The organism is Streptococcus humanilactis (assembly GCF_019448275.1).
GTDB classification, from domain to species: Bacteria; Bacillota; Bacilli; order Lactobacillales; family Streptococcaceae; genus Streptococcus; species Streptococcus humanilactis.
In genome coordinates, this window is record NZ_JAHXBZ010000008.1 from 15,801 (window position 1) to 30,935 (window position 15,135).

A 15,135-nucleotide genomic window follows, 5' to 3' on the forward strand; every position below is an offset into this window, starting at 1 on the left:
CTTCGGAGGTAAAAAATGTCAGATTCACCAATCAAATATCGTTTGATTAAGAAAGAAAAACACACGGGAGCTCGTCTGGGAGAAATCATCACTCCCCACGGCACCTTCCCAACACCTATGTTTATGCCAGTTGGAACTCAAGCCACTGTCAAAACTCAGTCACCTGAAGAGTTGAAGGAGATGGGTTCGGGAATTATCCTATCAAACACCTATCACTTGTGGCTTCGTCCTGGAGATGAACTCATTGCACGCGCTGGTGGTCTCCACAAGTTCATGAATTGGGACCAGCCTATTTTGACAGATAGTGGTGGTTTTCAGGTTTATTCCTTAGCAGATAGCCGCAATATCACAGAAGAAGGAGTAACCTTTAAAAACCATCTCAATGGTTCTAAGATGTTCCTATCGCCAGAAAAAGCCATCTCTATTCAGAATAATTTGGGTTCAGACATCATGATGTCCTTTGACGAATGTCCTCAGTTTTATCAACCTTACGACTACGTTAAGAAATCAATCGAGCGTACCAGCCGTTGGGCTGAGCGTGGTTTGAAGGCTCATCGTCGTCCGCATGACCAAGGGTTATTTGGGATTGTGCAGGGGGCAGGATTTGAAGACCTGCGTCGCCAATCAGCTCATGACCTTGTCAGCATGGGCTTTCCAGGTTACTCTATCGGTGGTTTAGCGGTGGGAGAAACCCACGAAGAGATGAATGCGGTCTTGGACTTTACAACTCAACTGCTGCCTGAAAATAAACCTCGTTATCTGATGGGTGTGGGAGCGCCAGATAGTTTGATTGATGGGGTGATTCGTGGGGTGGATATGTTTGACTGTGTCTTGCCGACTCGTATCGCTCGTAATGGGACTTGTATGACCAGTCAAGGACGTTTGGTTGTAAAAAATGCCCAGTTTGCTGAGGACTTTACGCCACTGGATCCTGAATGTGATTGCTACACATGTAAGAACTATACACGCGCCTACCTTCGTCACCTGCTCAAGGCTGATGAAACCTTTGGTATTCGCTTGACTAGCTACCACAATCTTTACTTCTTGCTTAACCTGATGAAGCAAGTGCGACAAGCCATCATGGATGACAATCTCTTGGAATTTCGTGAGTATTTTGTTGAAAAATATGGCTATAATAAGTCAGGCCGTAATTTCTAAAATGGAATGGATATAAGCTAAAAATCCTAAGTTTTCTCTTAGGATTTTTCTTCTTTTTTTGATAGAATAAAGTGTACAATGAAAGGAAGAATAAACTCGTATGCGCATTAAATGGTTTTCCTTGATTAGGATTACAGGTTTACTTTTTGTACTCTTGTATCACTTCTTTCAGACCATCTTTCCTGGAGGATTTTTCGGGGTAGATGTCTTTTTCACATTTTCAGGTTTCCTGATTACGGCTCTACTCATCGAAGAATTTTCTAAAAATCATGAAATTGATTTGATTGGATTTTTTAGAAGACGCTTTTATCGGATTGTGCCACCTGTGGTTTTGATGGTCTTGGTAACCATGCCCTTTACCTTTCTAGTTCGACAAGATTATGTAGCTGGAATTGGTGGCCAGATTGCGGGTGTTTTAGGCTTTATGACTAACTCCTATGAACTTCTAACAGGTGGGAGTTATGAATCTCAGTTCATTCCTCATTTGTTTGTTCATAATTGGAGCTTGGCCGTTGAGGTTCACTACTATATTCTTTGGGGATTGGCAGTTTGGTTCTTATCCAAACAGGCTAAATCAAATGGTCAGTTGAAGGGGATGATCTTTCTCTTATCTGCTGCTGCCTTCTTGATTAGTTTCTTCTCCATGTTTATTGGTAGTTTTCTAGTAACCTCTTATTCCTCTGTTTACTTCTCCAGTTTAACTCATGTCTATCCATTCTTTTTGGGAAGTATCCTAGCAACGATTGTAGGCGTTCGTCAGACGACTTCCCTCGTCAAGCAGTTGGATAAAATCTGGGATTTACGAAAGACCCTGTTGATTTTTACAGGAGGTTTTGCCTTCTTATTCATTTTGACCTTCTTTGTCAAATTTACCTATCTTTTTGCTTATCTTGTCGGCTTTTTGCTTGCCAGTCTTGCTGCCCTTACTATGATTCTGGCGGCGCGTGTCTTACATGAAAAGACACCTTATGTGCAGGAGCCAAAGATTATCAGCTTTTTAGCAGATACTAGTTATGCGGTTTATCTCTTCCATTGGCCTTTCTATATTATTTTCTCACAGTTGACATCAAATCTTCTTGCTGTGTTACTGACTTTGATTTTTTCTTATGGCTTTGCCAGCCTATCATTTTATGTGTTGGAACCTTGGATTGCAGGAAAGAATACACCTATTTTACAAACTCTTCGTCCTCTGCCTCACATTCACACAATCCTTGTAGCGAGTACAGGAATCTTGGCCTTCATTGTCCTCTTAGTGACTTTGTTGGCACCACAAGTGGGAGCTTTTGAGACAGATTTGACTGTCAATGGTTTGAAGCAAGCTGCAACAAATATTAGCCAGACCAAGGTGATGACAGAACGGGCAGATGCAAATAGTTTGGGGATTGCTGATGGCACTATGTTAATTGGTGACTCGGTGGCTTTAAGGGCAAATACAGCCCTACAGACAGCCCTTCCTGGAGCACAGATTAACGCGCAGGTCAGCAGAACAACCAAGACCGCCAATGAAATCATGCTCAACAATAGCCAGAATAAATTTCTACCAAAGATGGTGGTCATTGCGACTGGGGTAAATAATCCTGAAAATTACAAGGAAGATTGGGATAGTATCGTGAAAAATCTTCCTAAGGGACACCATATGGTTTTGGTGACTCCTTATGAGGGGGATAAGACAAAAGAGACCTATGCTATCGTTGAGAAGGCTGCTGCTTATATGAGAGAATTGGCAGAGAAGACTCCTTATATCACGATAGCTGATTGGAATCAAGTTGCGAAAGAGCATCCAGAAATTTGGACTGGAACAGACCAAGTCCATTTTGGAAGTGACAACAGTAAAATTGAAGCAGGAGCTAAATTGTATGCAGATACCATTGCCACAGCCTTGCAAACAGCTCAAGACAAGCCGGTCAAATCAAAATAACTTGTATTAAAAAGAGAAGAGTTGGAGAAATCCAGCTCTTTTAAAATATATCTAGAAAATAGGTCTATACCATTTACAAATGAATCAGAAAGGTTTATAATGTAATTGACATAATAAATATCAAAAGTAATCTTTTAAGGAGGTCATTATTATGCCTAATTACGTTAAAGCGGATCAGTTTTTCTATCCATTTGGCATTCGTCGCGGTGGGTACCTGGAACTTGTTGATGGCAAGTTTGGGGAACATGTGGATCAAATTCCTGAAGGAGCAGAGGTTCTTGACTATACTGGTTATAGCATTGCACCAGGTCTTGTGGATACTCATATTCATGGATATGCAGGTGTAGATGTGATGGACAACAACATTGAAGGTACATTGCATACTATGAGTGAAGGACTTCTTAGTACCGGTGTTACCAGTTTCTTGCCCACAACTTTAACAGCCACTTATGAGCAATTGCTTGCAGTCACTGAAAATCTTGGAAACCGTTATAAAGAAGCAACAGGTGCTAAGATTCGTGGGATTTATTATGAAGGTCCATATTTCACAGAAACTTTTAAGGGGGCACAAAATCCAACTTATATGAGAGACCCGGGTGTTGAGGAGTTTCATTCTTGGCAGGATGCTGCAAAAGGGATGCTAAATAAGATCGCTATTGCACCAGAACGTGATGGGGTGGAAGATTTTGTACGTACTATTACAGGTGAAGGTGTGACAGTTGCACTTGGACACTCAGATGCGACATTTGAACAAGCTAAGAAGGCAGTTGATGCTGGAGCTAGTGTATGGGTACATGCCTATAATGGGATGCGTGGTTTAACACACCGCGAACTAGGTATGGTAGGAGCTATGTATGAGCTCCCACATACTTACGCAGAATTGATTTGTGATGGTTATCACGTAGATCCAAAAGCTTGTGAGATTTTACTTAAGCAAAAGGGGACAGAAAACATCGCTCTTATTACGGACTGTATGACAGCTGGTGGGCTTGAAGATGGTGACTATATGTTGGGAGAATTCCCTGTTGTAGTAGCAAATGGAACTGCACGTCTCAAATCTACTGGTAATTTGGCAGGTTCTATCCTCAAACTTAAAGATGGTATGAGAAATGTAGTCGAGTGGGGTATTGCGAATCCGCATGAAGCGGTCATGATGGCCAGCCTTAACCCAGCCAAATCTGTTCACATTGATGATGTTTGTGGTCAAATCCGTGAAGGATATGATGCAGACTTTATCGTATTAGATAAAGATTTGGAATTGGTAGCAACCTACCTAGACGGTGTGAAACGTTATCAAGCATAAGAGAGAAAGCAGGAGTTAGAGACTAGCTTCTGCTTTTTTATCTATATTGCTTTACCAGTAAATAAAAAAGTTAAAAAAATCACAAAAAATCTTGAACAAACAAATGAAAAGGCTTACAATTATGGTATAAATAGTACAAATAAAAAAACGGAGGAGTGCTTTATGAAAGCCTATACTTATGTTAAACCAGGACTTGCTTCTTTTGTTGATGTAGACAAACCAGTGCTTCGCAAGCCAACAGACGCTATTGTGCGTATCGTAAAAACTACTATTTGTGGAACAGACCTCCATATTATCAAAGGGGATGTTCCCGCTTGCCAAAGTGGTACCATTCTTGGTCACGAAGGGATTGGGATTGTTGAAGAAGTTGGGGAAGGAGTTTCGAATTTCAAAAAAGGCGACAAGGTCTTGATTTCTTGTGTCTGTGCCTGTGGTAAATGCTACTACTGTAAAAAAGGAATTTATGCCCACTGTGAAGACGAAGGGGGCTGGATTTTCGGTCACTTGATTGATGGTATGCAGGCTGAATATCTACGTGTCCCTCATGCAGATAACACTCTTTACCACACTCCAGAAGACTTGTCAGATGAAGCCTTGGTTATGCTATCAGACATTCTGCCTACTGGATATGAAATTGGTGTCCTAAAAGGGAAAGTGGAACCTGGTTGTAGTGTAGCCATTATTGGTTCAGGACCAGTTGGATTGGCTGCTCTTTTGACGGCTCAATTCTACTCACCAGCAAAATTGATTATGGTGGACTTAGACGATAACCGCTTGGAAACTGCTGTATCATTCGGTGCGACTCACAAGGTTAATTCTTCAGACCCTGAAAAAGCCATTAAAGAAATTTATGATTTGACAGATAGACGTGGTGTGGATGTCGCTATCGAAGCTGTTGGTATTCCTGCAACATTTGATTTCTGTCAAAAGATTATCGGTGTAGACGGAACGGTTGCCAACTGTGGTGTGCATGGTAAACCAGTTGAATTCGATTTAGATAAACTTTGGATTCGCAACATCAATGTAACAACTGGTTTGGTATCTACAAATACCACTCCACAATTGTTGAAAGCACTTGAAAGTCATAAGATTGAACCAGAAAAATTGGTAACTCACTATTTCAAACTAAGTGAAATTGAAAAAGCCTATGAAGTCTTCAGTAAGGCAGCAGACCACCATGCCATCAAGGTCATTATCGAAAACGACATTTCAGAAGCCTAGGTAGTAAAAACATTTTGGAACATAAGCAAATAGAAATTCAGTCATCCATCAGATGGCTGGATTTTTTATCAAGAAATTAAGAAATGAGCATATTTCTTTCCTTGTCTAGCGGAATTAGTTATAATATACGGTACAAAGGAATGAATGAATATGTATCGTGTTATAGAAATGTACGGAGATTTTGAACCGTGGTGGTTCTTAGAAGGTTGGGAAGAAGATATTGTAGCAAGTAGAAAATTTGACCAGTATTATGATGCTCTCAAATACTACAAAACTTGCTGGTTTAGATTGGAACAAGAATCCCCTCTTTATAAAAGTAGAAGTGATTTGATGACCATTTTTTGGGATCCAGAAGACCAACGCTGGTGTGATGAATGTGATGAGTATTTACAACAATACCATTCTTTGGCTCTTTTGCAGGATGAGCAGGTTATTCCAGATGAAAAACTACGCCCAGGCTATGAAAAACAAACAGGTAAGGAAAGGCACCGTTCTTGCCGTATGAAATTAAAATAGAGAAAAAGTAACTTTTTTTGGAGTTGCTTTTTATTTTTTCCAAATCTTTGCGAATAGTATAGGTGAGGAGGTAAGTATGGTTCAAGAAATTGCACAAGAAATCATTCGGTCGGCTCGGAAAAAAGGGGCGCAGGATATTTATTTTGTCCCTAAGCTCGACGCCTATGAGATTCATATGAGAATAGGAGACGAGCGTTGTAAAATCGGTTGTTATGACTTTGAAAAATTTGCGGCTGTCATCAGTCATTTCAAGTTTGTGGCGGGTATGAATGTGGGAGAAAAGAGACGTAGTCAACTTGGTTCCTGTGATTATGAATATGACCAGAAGATGGCGTCCCTACGTTTGTCTACTGTAGGCGATTATAGAGGGCATGAGAGTTTAGTCATTCGCTTGTTGCACGATGAGGAGCAAGATTTACATTTTTGGTTTCAGGATATTGGAGAACTGGGTAAGCAGTACAGGCAACGGGGACTCTATCTTTTTGCTGGTCCAGTCGGAAGTGGCAAGACAACCCTGATGCACGAATTGGCCAAGTTCCTCTTTAAAGGACAGCAAGTCATGTCTATCGAAGATCCTGTCGAAATCAAGCAGGACAACATGCTCCAATTACAGTTGAATGAAGCGATCGGACTTACCTATGAAAATCTCATCAAGCTTTCCCTACGGCATCGGCCAGATCTCCTGATTATCGGAGAAATTCGGGACAGCGAGACGGCGCGTGCAGTGGTCAGAGCCAGTTTGACAGGTGCGACAGTCTTTTCAACCATTCACGCCAAGAGTATTCGAGGTGTTTATGAGCGCCTACTGGAGTTGGGTGTGAGTGAGGAGGAATTGGCAGTCGTTCTGCAAGGAGTCTGCTACCAGAGATTAATAGGGGGAGGAGGAATCGTTGACTTTGCAAACAAAGACTACCAAGAACACCAGCCAACTAGTTGGAATGAACAGATTGACCAGCTTCTTAAAGACGGACATATCACAAGCCTTCAGGCTGAAACGGAAAAAATTAGCTACAGCTAAGCAAAAAAATATCATCACCCTGTTTAACAATCTCTTTTCCAGCGGTTTTCATCTGGTGGAGACTATCTCCTTTTTAGATAGGAGTGCTTTGTTGGACAAGCAGTGCGTGACCCAGATGCGCACGGGCTTGTCTCAGGGGAAATCATTCTCAGAAATGATGGCTAGTTTGGGATTTTCAAGTGCCATTGTCACTCAGTTATCCCTAGCGGAAGTCCATGGAAATCTCCACTTGAGTTTGGGAAAGATAGAAGAATATCTAGACAATCTGGCCAAGGTCAAGAAAAAATTAATTGAAGTAGCGACCTATCCTTTGATTTTACTGGGATTTCTTCTCTTAATTATGCTGGGGCTACGTAGCTACCTACTACCACAACTGGATAGTAGTAATATTGCCACCCAAATTATCGGAAATCTGCCACAAATCTTTCTAGGAATGGTAGGATTTGTTTCCATACTTGTCCTTTTAGCACTCACTTTTTATAAAAGAAGTTCTAAGATGCGCGTCTTTTCTATCTTAGCACGCATTCCTTTTCTTGGAATCTTTGTGCAGACTTATCTGACAGCTTATTATGCGCGTGAATGGGGTAATATGATTTCGCAGGGAATGGAGCTGACGCAGATTTTTCAAATCATGCAGGAACAAGGTTCCCAGCTCTTTAAAGAAATCGGTCAAGATTTAGCTCAATCCCTACAAAATGGCCGCGAATTTTCTCAAACCATAGCAACCTATCCTTTCTTTAAAAAAGAGTTGAGTCTCATCATCGAGTATGGTGAAGTCAAGTCCAAGCTGGGGAGTGAGTTGGAAATCTATGCTGAAAAAACTTGGGAAGCCTTTTTTACCCGAGTTAACCGCACCATGAATTTGGTGCAGCCACTGGTTTTTATCTTTGTGGCACTGATTATCGTTTTACTTTATGCGGCAATGCTCATGCCCATGTATCAAAATATGGAGGTAAATTTTTAACATGAAAAAAATGATGACATTCTTGAAAAAAGCTAAGGTTAAAGCTTTTACACTTGTGGAGATGTTAGTGGTCCTTTTAATCATCAGCGTGCTTCTCTTGCTCTTTGTACCTAATTTGACCAAGCAAAAAGAGGCGGTCAATGACAAAGGAAAAGCTGCTGTTGTTAAGGTGGTGGAAAGCCAGGCAGAGCTTTATAGCTTAGATAAAAATGAAGATGCTAGCCTAAGTAAGTTACAAGCAGATGGGCGAATCACAGAAGAACAGGCTAAAGCTTATAAAGAATACCATGCTAAACAAAATACCAGTCAAACCGTTGCAGATTAAGGCCTTTACCATGCTGGAAAGTCTCTTGGTTTTGGGTCTTGTGAGTATCCTTGCCTTGGGCTTATCTGGCTCTGTCCAGTCCACTTTTGCGGCGGTAGAGGAGCAGATTTTCTTTATGGAATTTGAAGAACTCTATCGGGAAACCCAAAAACGCAGTGTAGCCAGTCAGCAAAAGACTAGTCTAAACTTAGATGGGCAGACGATTAGCAATGGCAGTCAAAAGTTGACAGTTCCTAAAGGAATTCAAGCACCATCAGGACAAAGTATCACATTTGACCGAGCTGGGGGCAATTCGTCCCTGGCTAAGGTTGAATTTCAGACCAGCAGAGGAGCGATTCGTTATCAATTATATCTAGGAAATGGAAAAATTAAACGCATTAAGGAAACAAAAAATTAGGGCAGTAATTTTACTAGAAGCAGTAGTTGCTCTAGCTATCTTTGCCAGCATAGCAACCCTCCTTTTGGGACAAATTCAGAAAAATAGACAAGAAGAAGCAAAAATCTTGCAAAAGGAAGAAGTCTTGCGTGTAGCTAAGATGGCTCTGCAGACAGGTCAAAATCAGGTAAACATAAACGGAGTGGAGATTCAGGTGTTTTCTAGTGAAAAGGGATTGGAGGTTTACCATGGTTCAGAACAGTTGTTGGCTATCAAAGAGCCATAAGGTCAAGGCTTTTACCTTGTTGGAATCCCTGATTGCCCTCATTGTCATCAGTGGAAGCTTACTCCTCTTTCAAGCCATGAGTCAGCTCCTCATTTCAGAAGTTCGCTACCAGCAACAAAGCGAACAAAAAGAGTGGCTCTTGTTTGTGGACCAGTTGGAGGCAGAATTAGACCGTTCGCAGTTCGAAAAAGTGGAGGGCAACCGCCTCTATATGAAGCAGGATGGTAAGGATATCGCTATAGGTAAGTCAAAATCGGATGATTTTCGGAAAACCGATGCCAGTGGACGGGGTTATCAGCCTATGATTTATGGGCTTAAATCCGCGCAGATTACAGAGGACAATCAACTGGTGCGCTTTCGTTTCCAGTTCCAAAAAGGCTTAGAAAGGGAGTTCATCTATCGTGTGGAAAAAGAAAAAAGTTAAGGCAGGTGTTCTCCTCTATGCGGTCACCATAGCAGCCATCTTTAGTCTTTTGTTACAATTTTACTTGAACCGACAAGTCGCCCACCATCAAGACTACGCTTTAAATAAAGAAAAGTTGGTTGCTTTTGCTATGGCCAAGCGAACCAAAGATAAGGTTGATAAGGAAAGTGGGGAACAGACCTTTAATCTAGGTCAGGTGAGCTATCAAAATAAGAAAACAAGCTTGGTGACGACGGTTCGTACGCCTAAGAGCCAATATGAGTTTGTGTTTCCTTCAATCAAAATCAAAGAAGAGAAAACGGATAAAAAGGAAGAGGTAGCGACTAGTTCAAGTGAAGAAGTGGAGAAGAAAAAATCAGAAAAGAAGCCTGAAAAGAAAGAGAATTCCTAGCCAACCAAGCTACTTTGTGCTAAACTAAAGATATGAAACATGATTTTAACCACAAAGCAGAAACTTTTGATTCCCCTAAAAATATCTTCCTTGCAAACTTGGTTTGTCAAGCAGTCGAGAAACAGATTGATCTTCTATCAGACAAAGAAATTTTGGATTTCGGTGGAGGGACGGGTCTATTAGCCTTGCCCCTAGCCAAGCAGGCTAAATCTGTAACATTGGTGGATATTTCGGAGAGAATGCTGGAGCAAGCTCGCTTGAAAGCGGAGCAGCAAGACATCAAGAATATCCAGTTTTTGGACCAAGATTTACTGGAAAAACCCTTGGAGAAAGAGTTTGATCTCATTGTTGTTTGTCGGGTTCTTCATCATATGCCTGATTTGGATGCGGCTCGCTCACTGTTTCATCAACATTTGAAGGAAGATGGACAACTCCTACTTGCTGATTTTACCAAGACAGAAGCTAACCATCATGGATTTGAATTGCCTGAACTGGAAAACAAGCTAATTCAGCACGGTTTTTCATCTGTGCATAGTCAGATCCTCTATAGCGCTGAAGACCTGTTTCAAGGAAATTACTCAGAACTCTTTTTTACAGTAGCCCAAAAATCACTCGCCTAGTCAGGGAGTGATTTTTCTATAAGGATGGAAAAAAGAAGGGAAATTTGATAAGATAGGAATATGGATTTTGAAAAAATTGAACAAGCTTATACGTATTTACTAGAGAATGTCCAAGTCATCCAAAGTGATTTGGCGACCAATTTTTATGATGCCTTGGTGGAGCAAAACAGCATCTATTTGGATGGTGAGACTGAGTTAGAGCAGGTCAAGGAAAACAATCAGGCCCTTAAACGCTTAGCGCTTCGCAAAGAAGAATGGCTCAAGACCTACCAGTTTCTCTTGATGAAGGCTGGGCAGACAGAGCCCCTACAGGCCAATCACCAGTTTACACCAGATGCCATTGCTTTGCTTTTGGTGTTTATTGTGGAAGAATTGCTTAAAGAGGAGGAATTTACTATTCTCGAAATGGGTTCCGGGATGGGGATTCTGGGGGCTACTTTCTTGACCTCGCTTGATAAAAAGGTGGATTACTTGGGAATGGAAGTGGATGATTTGCTGATTGATTTGGCAGCTAGCATGGCAGATGTAATTGGTTTGCAGGCTGGCTTTGTCCAAGGAGATGCCGTTCGTCCACAAATGCTCAAAGAAAGCGACGTGGTCATCAGCGACCTACCTGTCGGCTATTATCCTGATGATGCCGTTGCGTCGCGCCATCAAGTTGCTTCTAGCCAAGAACATACTTACGCCCATCACTTGCTCATGGAACAAGGACTTAAGTATCTCAAGTCAGATGGATATGCTATTTTTCTCGCTCCGAGTGATTTGTTGACCAGCCCTCAAAGTGACTTGTTGAAAGGGTGGTTGAAAGAGGAGGCGAATCTAGTTGCCATGATCAGTCTGCCTGAAAATCTCTTTGCCAATGCCAAACAATCTAAGACTATTTTTATCTTACAGAAGAAAAGTGAAATAGCAGTGGAGCCTTTTGTTTATCCACTTGCTAGCTTGCAAGATGCAAGTGTTTTAATGAAATTTAAAGAAAATTTTCAAAAATGGACTCAAGGTACTGAAATATAAAATAGATTTTGTTATAATAGATGAAAACGCTTAAAAAAGGGGTATCATGTTATGACAAAAACAATTGCAATCAATGCGGGAAGTTCAAGTTTGAAATGGCAATTATACTTAATGCCAGAAGAAAAAGTATTGGCGAAAGGTTTGATTGAACGTATCGGTTTGAAAGATTCAATTTCAACTGTAAAATTTGATGGTCGTTCTGAACAACAAATTTTGGATATTGAAAATCACACACAAGCTGTTAAAATCTTATTGGATGACTTGATTCGTTTTGATATTATCAAGGCTTATGACGAGATTACTGGTGTTGGACACCGTGTTGTTGCTGGTGGAGAATATTTCAAAGAATCAACAGTCGTTGAGGGAGATGTTTTAGAAAAAGTTGAAGAGTTGAGCTTGTTGGCTCCTCTCCACAATCCAGCCAATGCAGCAGGTGTTCGTGCCTTCAAGGAATTGTTGCCAGACATTACCAGTGTAGTTGTTTTTGATACTTCATTCCACACAAGTATGCCAGAGAAAGCTTATCGCTACCCTCTACCAACAAAATATTACACAGAAAACAAGGTTCGTAAATATGGTGCCCACGGTACAAGTCACCAGTTTGTAGCAGGAGAAGCAGCAAAACTCTTGGGACGTCCATTAGAAGACTTAAAATTGATTACTTGCCATATCGGTAATGGTGCTTCTATTACAGCTGTTAAGGGTGGTCAATCTGTGGATACTTCAATGGGCTTCACTCCACTTGGTGGTGTGATGATGGGAACACGTACAGGGGATATTGACCCAGCTATCATTCCTTACTTAATGCAATATACAGAGGATTTTAACACGCCCGAAGATATTAGTCGCGTCCTTAATCGTGAATCAGGACTGATGGGGGTTTCAGGTAAATCTAGTGATATGCGTGATGTGATTGCTGCTATGGAAGAAGGGGACCACGATGCCACTTTGGCTTATGAAATGTATGTTGACCGTATCCAAAAACATATCGGTCAATACCTTGCGGTCCTAAATGGAGCAGATGCTATTATCTTTACTGCAGGTATTGGTGAAAATGCTGCAAATGTGCGTGAAGATGTTATCTCAGGTATCTCTTGGTTTGGTTGTGATGTTGACCCAGAAAAGAACGTCTTTGGTGTGACAGGAGACATCTCAACAGAGGCAGCGAAGATCCGTGTATTGGTTATTCCAACAGATGAAGAGCTAGTTATTGCCCGTGACGTTGAACGCTTGAAAAAATAAGTAAAACTAGTAAAAATATTCCGTACAAGGAGTTGGGAAAGTGATTTTTCCAGCTTCTTTTTCTGATGAAATTGTCCCAAACCTTGCTATGATTGGCTTTTTTGAAAAATATGGTATAATAGTAGTAATTTAATAGATGGAGTTGAGTTTTGAAGAAAAACTTTCGTGTAAAAAGAGAGAAAGATTTTAAGGCGATTTTCAAGGAGGGGACAAGTTTTGCCAATCGCAAATTTGTTGTCTACCAACTAGAAAACCAGAAAAATCATTTTCGAGTAGGTCTATCAGTCAGCAAAAAACTTGGGAATGCCGTCACTAGAAATCAAATCAAGCGACGAATTAGACATATTATCCAGAATGCAAAAGGGAGTCTGGTAGAAGATGTCGACTTTGTTGTCATTGCTCGAAAAGGAGTCGAAACCTTGGGATACGCAGAGATGGAGAAAAATCTACTCCACGTATTAAAATTATCAAAGATTTACCAGGAAGGAAATGGGAGTGAAAAAGAAACTACAGTTGACTAGTTTGCTAGGACTGTCTCTATTGATCATGACAGCCTGTGCGACTAATGGGACAACTAGCGATATTACAGCCGATTCGGCTGATTTTTGGAGTAAATTTGTTTACTTCTTTGCGGAAATCATTCGCTTTTTATCGTTTGATATCAGTATCGGAGTGGGGATTATCCTCTTTACGGTCTTGATTCGTACAGTTCTCTTGCCAGTCTTCCAAGTGCAAATGGTGGCTTCCAGAAAAATGCAGGAAGCTCAACCACGCATTAAGGCGCTTCGAGAACAATATCCAGGTCGTGATATGGAAAGCAGAACCAAGCTAGAGCAAGAAATGCGTAAAGTCTTTAAAGAAATGGGTGTCAGACAGTCAGATTCTCTTTGGCCGATTTTGATTCAGATGCCGGTTATCTTGGCTTTGTTCCAAGCTCTATCAAGAGTTGACTTTTTAAAGACAGGTCATTTCTTATGGATTAACCTTGGTGGTGTGGATACAACCCTTGTTCTTCCTGTTTTAGCAGCTGTATTTACCTTTTTAAGTACTTGGCTGTCTAATAAAGCCTTGTCTGAGCGTAATGGGGCTACAACTGCGATGATGTATGGGATTCCAGTCTTGATTTTTATCTTTGGGGTTTATGCTCCAAGCGGAGTAGCGCTCTACTGGGCAGTTTCCAATGCTTATCAAGTCTTGCAAACCTATTTCTTGAATAATCCATTCAAGATTATTGCAGAGCGTGAGGCCGTAGTACAGGCACAAAAAGATTTGGAAAATAGAAAAAGAAAAGCCAAGAAAAAGGCTCAGAAAACGAAATAATAAGGAGGAATCTGGTAATGGTAGTATTTACAGGTTCAACTGTTGAAGAAGCAATCCAGAAAGGATTGAAAGAATTAGATATCCCAAGACTGAAGGCTCACATCAAAGTCATTTCTCGTGAGAAAAAAGGGTTTCTTGGCTTATTTGGTAAAAAACCAGCCCAAGTGGATATCGATGCTATTAGTGAAACGACAGTTGTAAAAGCAAACCAACAAGCTGTAAAGGGAGTTCCAAAGCAAATTAATGATTTGAATGAGCCTGTTAAAACAGTCAGTGAAGCAACGGTTGATTTGGGGCATGTTGTAGAAGCAATTAAAAAGATTGAAGAGGGAGGCCAAGGTATTTCTGATGAAGTCAAGGCTGAAATCTTAAAACATGAAAGACATGCCAGCACTATCTTGGAAGAAACTGGTCACATTGAGATTTTAAATGAATTACAACTTGAAGAAACTGCTCTCGAAGAAGAAGTAGAAACGCCTATTATTGAAAGCCAAGCTGAGCAAACTGAAAGTCAAGAACTAGAAGACTTGGGCTTAAAAGTTGAACCGAGCTTTGATATTGAACAAGTAGCTACGGAAGTAACGACTTATGTTCAAACAATTATTGATGACATGGATGTTGAAGCTACACTTTCAAATGACTATAACCGTCGTAGCATCAATTTGCAAATTGATACTAACGAACCAGGTCGTATTATCGGCTACCATGGTAAAGTCTTGAAGGCCTTGCAACTATTGGCTCAAAATTATCTTTACAACCGCTATTCAAGAACCTTCTACATTACTATTAATGTCAATGATTATGTTGAACACCGTGCAGAAGTCTTGCAGACCTATGCGCAAAAATTGGCGACTCGTGTTTTAGAAGAAGGACGCAGTCATCAGACAGATCCAATGTCAAATAGCGAACGCAAGATTATTCATCGTATTATTTCACGTATGGATGGCGTGACCAGTTACTCTGAAGGTGATGAGCCAAATCGTTATGTTGTCGTAGATACAGAATAAGTAAAATCAGGGTTATCCTGATTTTTTGCTAG

18 protein-coding genes are annotated in these 15,135 nt (G+C 40.8%); all 18 read left to right on the forward strand.

The genetic code is table 11. The annotated features are described in order from the left end of the window. The first annotated feature begins 15 nt into the window (after positions 1-15). A complete protein-coding gene (gene tgt / locus KV696_RS09165) occupies positions 16-1,158 on the forward strand; it encodes a tRNA guanosine(34) transglycosylase Tgt (RefSeq protein ID WP_219967492.1) in 1,143 nt (380 codons plus the stop codon). Between the two features lie 100 nt (positions 1,159-1,258). Continuing rightward, the gene (locus KV696_RS09170; protein WP_219967493.1) at positions 1,259-3,076 is read left to right on the forward strand and encodes an acyltransferase family protein; all 1,818 of its coding nucleotides are present in this window, start codon (positions 1,259-1,261) and stop codon (positions 3,074-3,076) included. A gap of 151 nt (positions 3,077-3,227) precedes the next feature. Further along, positions 3,228-4,379, forward strand: coding sequence for an N-acetylglucosamine-6-phosphate deacetylase (nagA, locus tag KV696_RS09175; protein WP_219967494.1), 1,152 nt, complete (start codon positions 3,228-3,230; stop codon positions 4,377-4,379). A 162-nt stretch (positions 4,380-4,541) separates the two neighbouring features. Beyond that, the gene (locus KV696_RS09180) at positions 4,542-5,600 is read left to right on the forward strand and encodes a zinc-dependent alcohol dehydrogenase family protein (RefSeq protein ID WP_219967495.1); all 1,059 of its coding nucleotides are present in this window, start codon (positions 4,542-4,544) and stop codon (positions 5,598-5,600) included. Positions 5,601-5,750: 150 nt separating this feature from the next. Beyond that, a complete protein-coding gene (locus KV696_RS09185) occupies positions 5,751-6,116 on the forward strand; it encodes a DUF1033 family protein (protein WP_000286413.1) in 366 nt (121 codons plus the stop codon). Positions 6,117-6,192: 76 nt separating this feature from the next. Continuing rightward, positions 6,193-7,134: a competence type IV pilus ATPase ComGA gene (gene comGA, locus KV696_RS09190; protein ID WP_153193869.1), complete on the forward strand. Its 942-nt coding sequence runs from the start codon at positions 6,193-6,195 to the stop codon at positions 7,132-7,134. Further along, positions 7,055-8,098, forward strand: a complete 1,044-nt coding sequence (gene comGB / locus KV696_RS09195; RefSeq protein ID WP_153193868.1) for a competence type IV pilus assembly protein ComGB — start codon at positions 7,055-7,057, stop codon at positions 8,096-8,098. The genes comGA and comGB overlap by 80 nt, the downstream gene beginning before the upstream one ends. A 1-nt stretch (position 8,099) precedes the next feature. Beyond that, entirely contained in the window at positions 8,100-8,423 is a 324-nt protein-coding gene (gene comGC / locus KV696_RS09200) for a comG operon protein ComGC (protein WP_000738641.1), read from the forward strand. Continuing rightward, the gene (comGD, locus tag KV696_RS09205) at positions 8,386-8,820 is read left to right on the forward strand and encodes a competence type IV pilus minor pilin ComGD (RefSeq protein ID WP_194250512.1); all 435 of its coding nucleotides are present in this window, start codon (positions 8,386-8,388) and stop codon (positions 8,818-8,820) included. The genes comGC and comGD overlap by 38 nt, the downstream gene beginning before the upstream one ends. After that, positions 8,783-9,085 (forward strand): competence type IV pilus minor pilin ComGE, encoded by a 303-nt coding sequence (gene comGE, locus KV696_RS09210; protein WP_000413380.1) that lies wholly within the window; start codon positions 8,783-8,785, stop codon positions 9,083-9,085. The genes comGD and comGE overlap by 38 nt, the downstream gene beginning before the upstream one ends. After that, a complete protein-coding gene (gene comGF / locus KV696_RS09215) occupies positions 9,048-9,509 on the forward strand; it encodes a competence type IV pilus minor pilin ComGF (protein WP_061457600.1) in 462 nt (153 codons plus the stop codon). Before comGE ends, comGF begins: the two co-directional genes overlap by 38 nt. Beyond that, positions 9,487-9,900, forward strand: coding sequence for a competence type IV pilus minor pilin ComGG (gene comGG, locus KV696_RS09220; RefSeq protein ID WP_203176437.1), 414 nt, complete (start codon positions 9,487-9,489; stop codon positions 9,898-9,900). Before comGF ends, comGG begins: the two co-directional genes overlap by 23 nt. A 32-nt stretch (positions 9,901-9,932) precedes the next feature. Beyond that, the gene (locus KV696_RS09225) at positions 9,933-10,520 is read left to right on the forward strand and encodes a class I SAM-dependent methyltransferase (protein ID WP_194250511.1); all 588 of its coding nucleotides are present in this window, start codon (positions 9,933-9,935) and stop codon (positions 10,518-10,520) included. A gap of 60 nt (positions 10,521-10,580) precedes the next feature. After that, the gene (locus tag KV696_RS09230; RefSeq protein WP_153193865.1) at positions 10,581-11,534 is read left to right on the forward strand and encodes a class I SAM-dependent methyltransferase; all 954 of its coding nucleotides are present in this window, start codon (positions 10,581-10,583) and stop codon (positions 11,532-11,534) included. 51 nt (positions 11,535-11,585) lie between these two features. Then, positions 11,586-12,776, forward strand: coding sequence for an acetate kinase (locus KV696_RS09235; RefSeq protein ID WP_000167763.1), 1,191 nt, complete (start codon positions 11,586-11,588; stop codon positions 12,774-12,776). Positions 12,777-12,925: 149 nt separating this feature from the next. Then, positions 12,926-13,297, forward strand: coding sequence for a ribonuclease P protein component (gene rnpA, locus KV696_RS09240; protein ID WP_000739245.1), 372 nt, complete (start codon positions 12,926-12,928; stop codon positions 13,295-13,297). Beyond that, positions 13,272-14,096 (forward strand): membrane protein insertase YidC, encoded by an 825-nt coding sequence (locus KV696_RS09245; protein ID WP_219619582.1) that lies wholly within the window; start codon positions 13,272-13,274, stop codon positions 14,094-14,096. The genes rnpA and KV696_RS09245 overlap by 26 nt, the downstream gene beginning before the upstream one ends. 17 nt (positions 14,097-14,113) lie before the next feature. Then, positions 14,114-15,103, forward strand: a complete 990-nt coding sequence (gene jag, locus KV696_RS09250; RefSeq protein WP_219967496.1) for an RNA-binding cell elongation regulator Jag/EloR — start codon at positions 14,114-14,116, stop codon at positions 15,101-15,103. Positions 15,104-15,135: the final 32 nt, after the last annotated feature.

Excerpts from the sequence above, each read along its gene's own strand:
- comGA (WP_153193869.1), top strand. The coding sequence starts at position 6,193 with ATGGTTCAAGAAATTGCACAAGAAATCATTCGGTCGGCTCGGAAAAAA.
- comGE (WP_000413380.1), top strand. The coding sequence starts at position 8,783 with ATGGAAAAATTAAACGCATTAAGGAAACAAAAAATTAGGGCAGTAATT.
- comGC (WP_000738641.1), top strand. The coding sequence starts at position 8,100 with ATGAAAAAAATGATGACATTCTTGAAAAAAGCTAAGGTTAAAGCTTTT.
- KV696_RS09170 (WP_219967493.1), top strand. The coding sequence starts at position 1,259 with ATGCGCATTAAATGGTTTTCCTTGATTAGGATTACAGGTTTACTTTTT.
- KV696_RS09235 (WP_000167763.1), top strand. The coding sequence starts at position 11,586 with ATGACAAAAACAATTGCAATCAATGCGGGAAGTTCAAGTTTGAAATGG.
- comGF (WP_061457600.1), top strand. The coding sequence starts at position 9,048 with ATGGTTCAGAACAGTTGTTGGCTATCAAAGAGCCATAAGGTCAAGGCT.
- tgt (WP_219967492.1), top strand. The coding sequence starts at position 16 with ATGTCAGATTCACCAATCAAATATCGTTTGATTAAGAAAGAAAAACAC.
- KV696_RS09230 (WP_153193865.1), top strand. The coding sequence starts at position 10,581 with ATGGATTTTGAAAAAATTGAACAAGCTTATACGTATTTACTAGAGAAT.
- KV696_RS09180 (WP_219967495.1), top strand. The coding sequence starts at position 4,542 with ATGAAAGCCTATACTTATGTTAAACCAGGACTTGCTTCTTTTGTTGAT.
- comGB (WP_153193868.1), top strand. The coding sequence starts at position 7,055 with ATGAACAGATTGACCAGCTTCTTAAAGACGGACATATCACAAGCCTTC.
- nagA (WP_219967494.1), top strand. The coding sequence starts at position 3,228 with ATGCCTAATTACGTTAAAGCGGATCAGTTTTTCTATCCATTTGGCATT.
- KV696_RS09185 (WP_000286413.1), top strand. The coding sequence starts at position 5,751 with ATGTATCGTGTTATAGAAATGTACGGAGATTTTGAACCGTGGTGGTTC.
- jag (WP_219967496.1), top strand. The coding sequence starts at position 14,114 with ATGGTAGTATTTACAGGTTCAACTGTTGAAGAAGCAATCCAGAAAGGA.
- KV696_RS09225 (WP_194250511.1), top strand. The coding sequence starts at position 9,933 with ATGAAACATGATTTTAACCACAAAGCAGAAACTTTTGATTCCCCTAAA.
- comGD (WP_194250512.1), top strand. The coding sequence starts at position 8,386 with ATGCTAAACAAAATACCAGTCAAACCGTTGCAGATTAAGGCCTTTACC.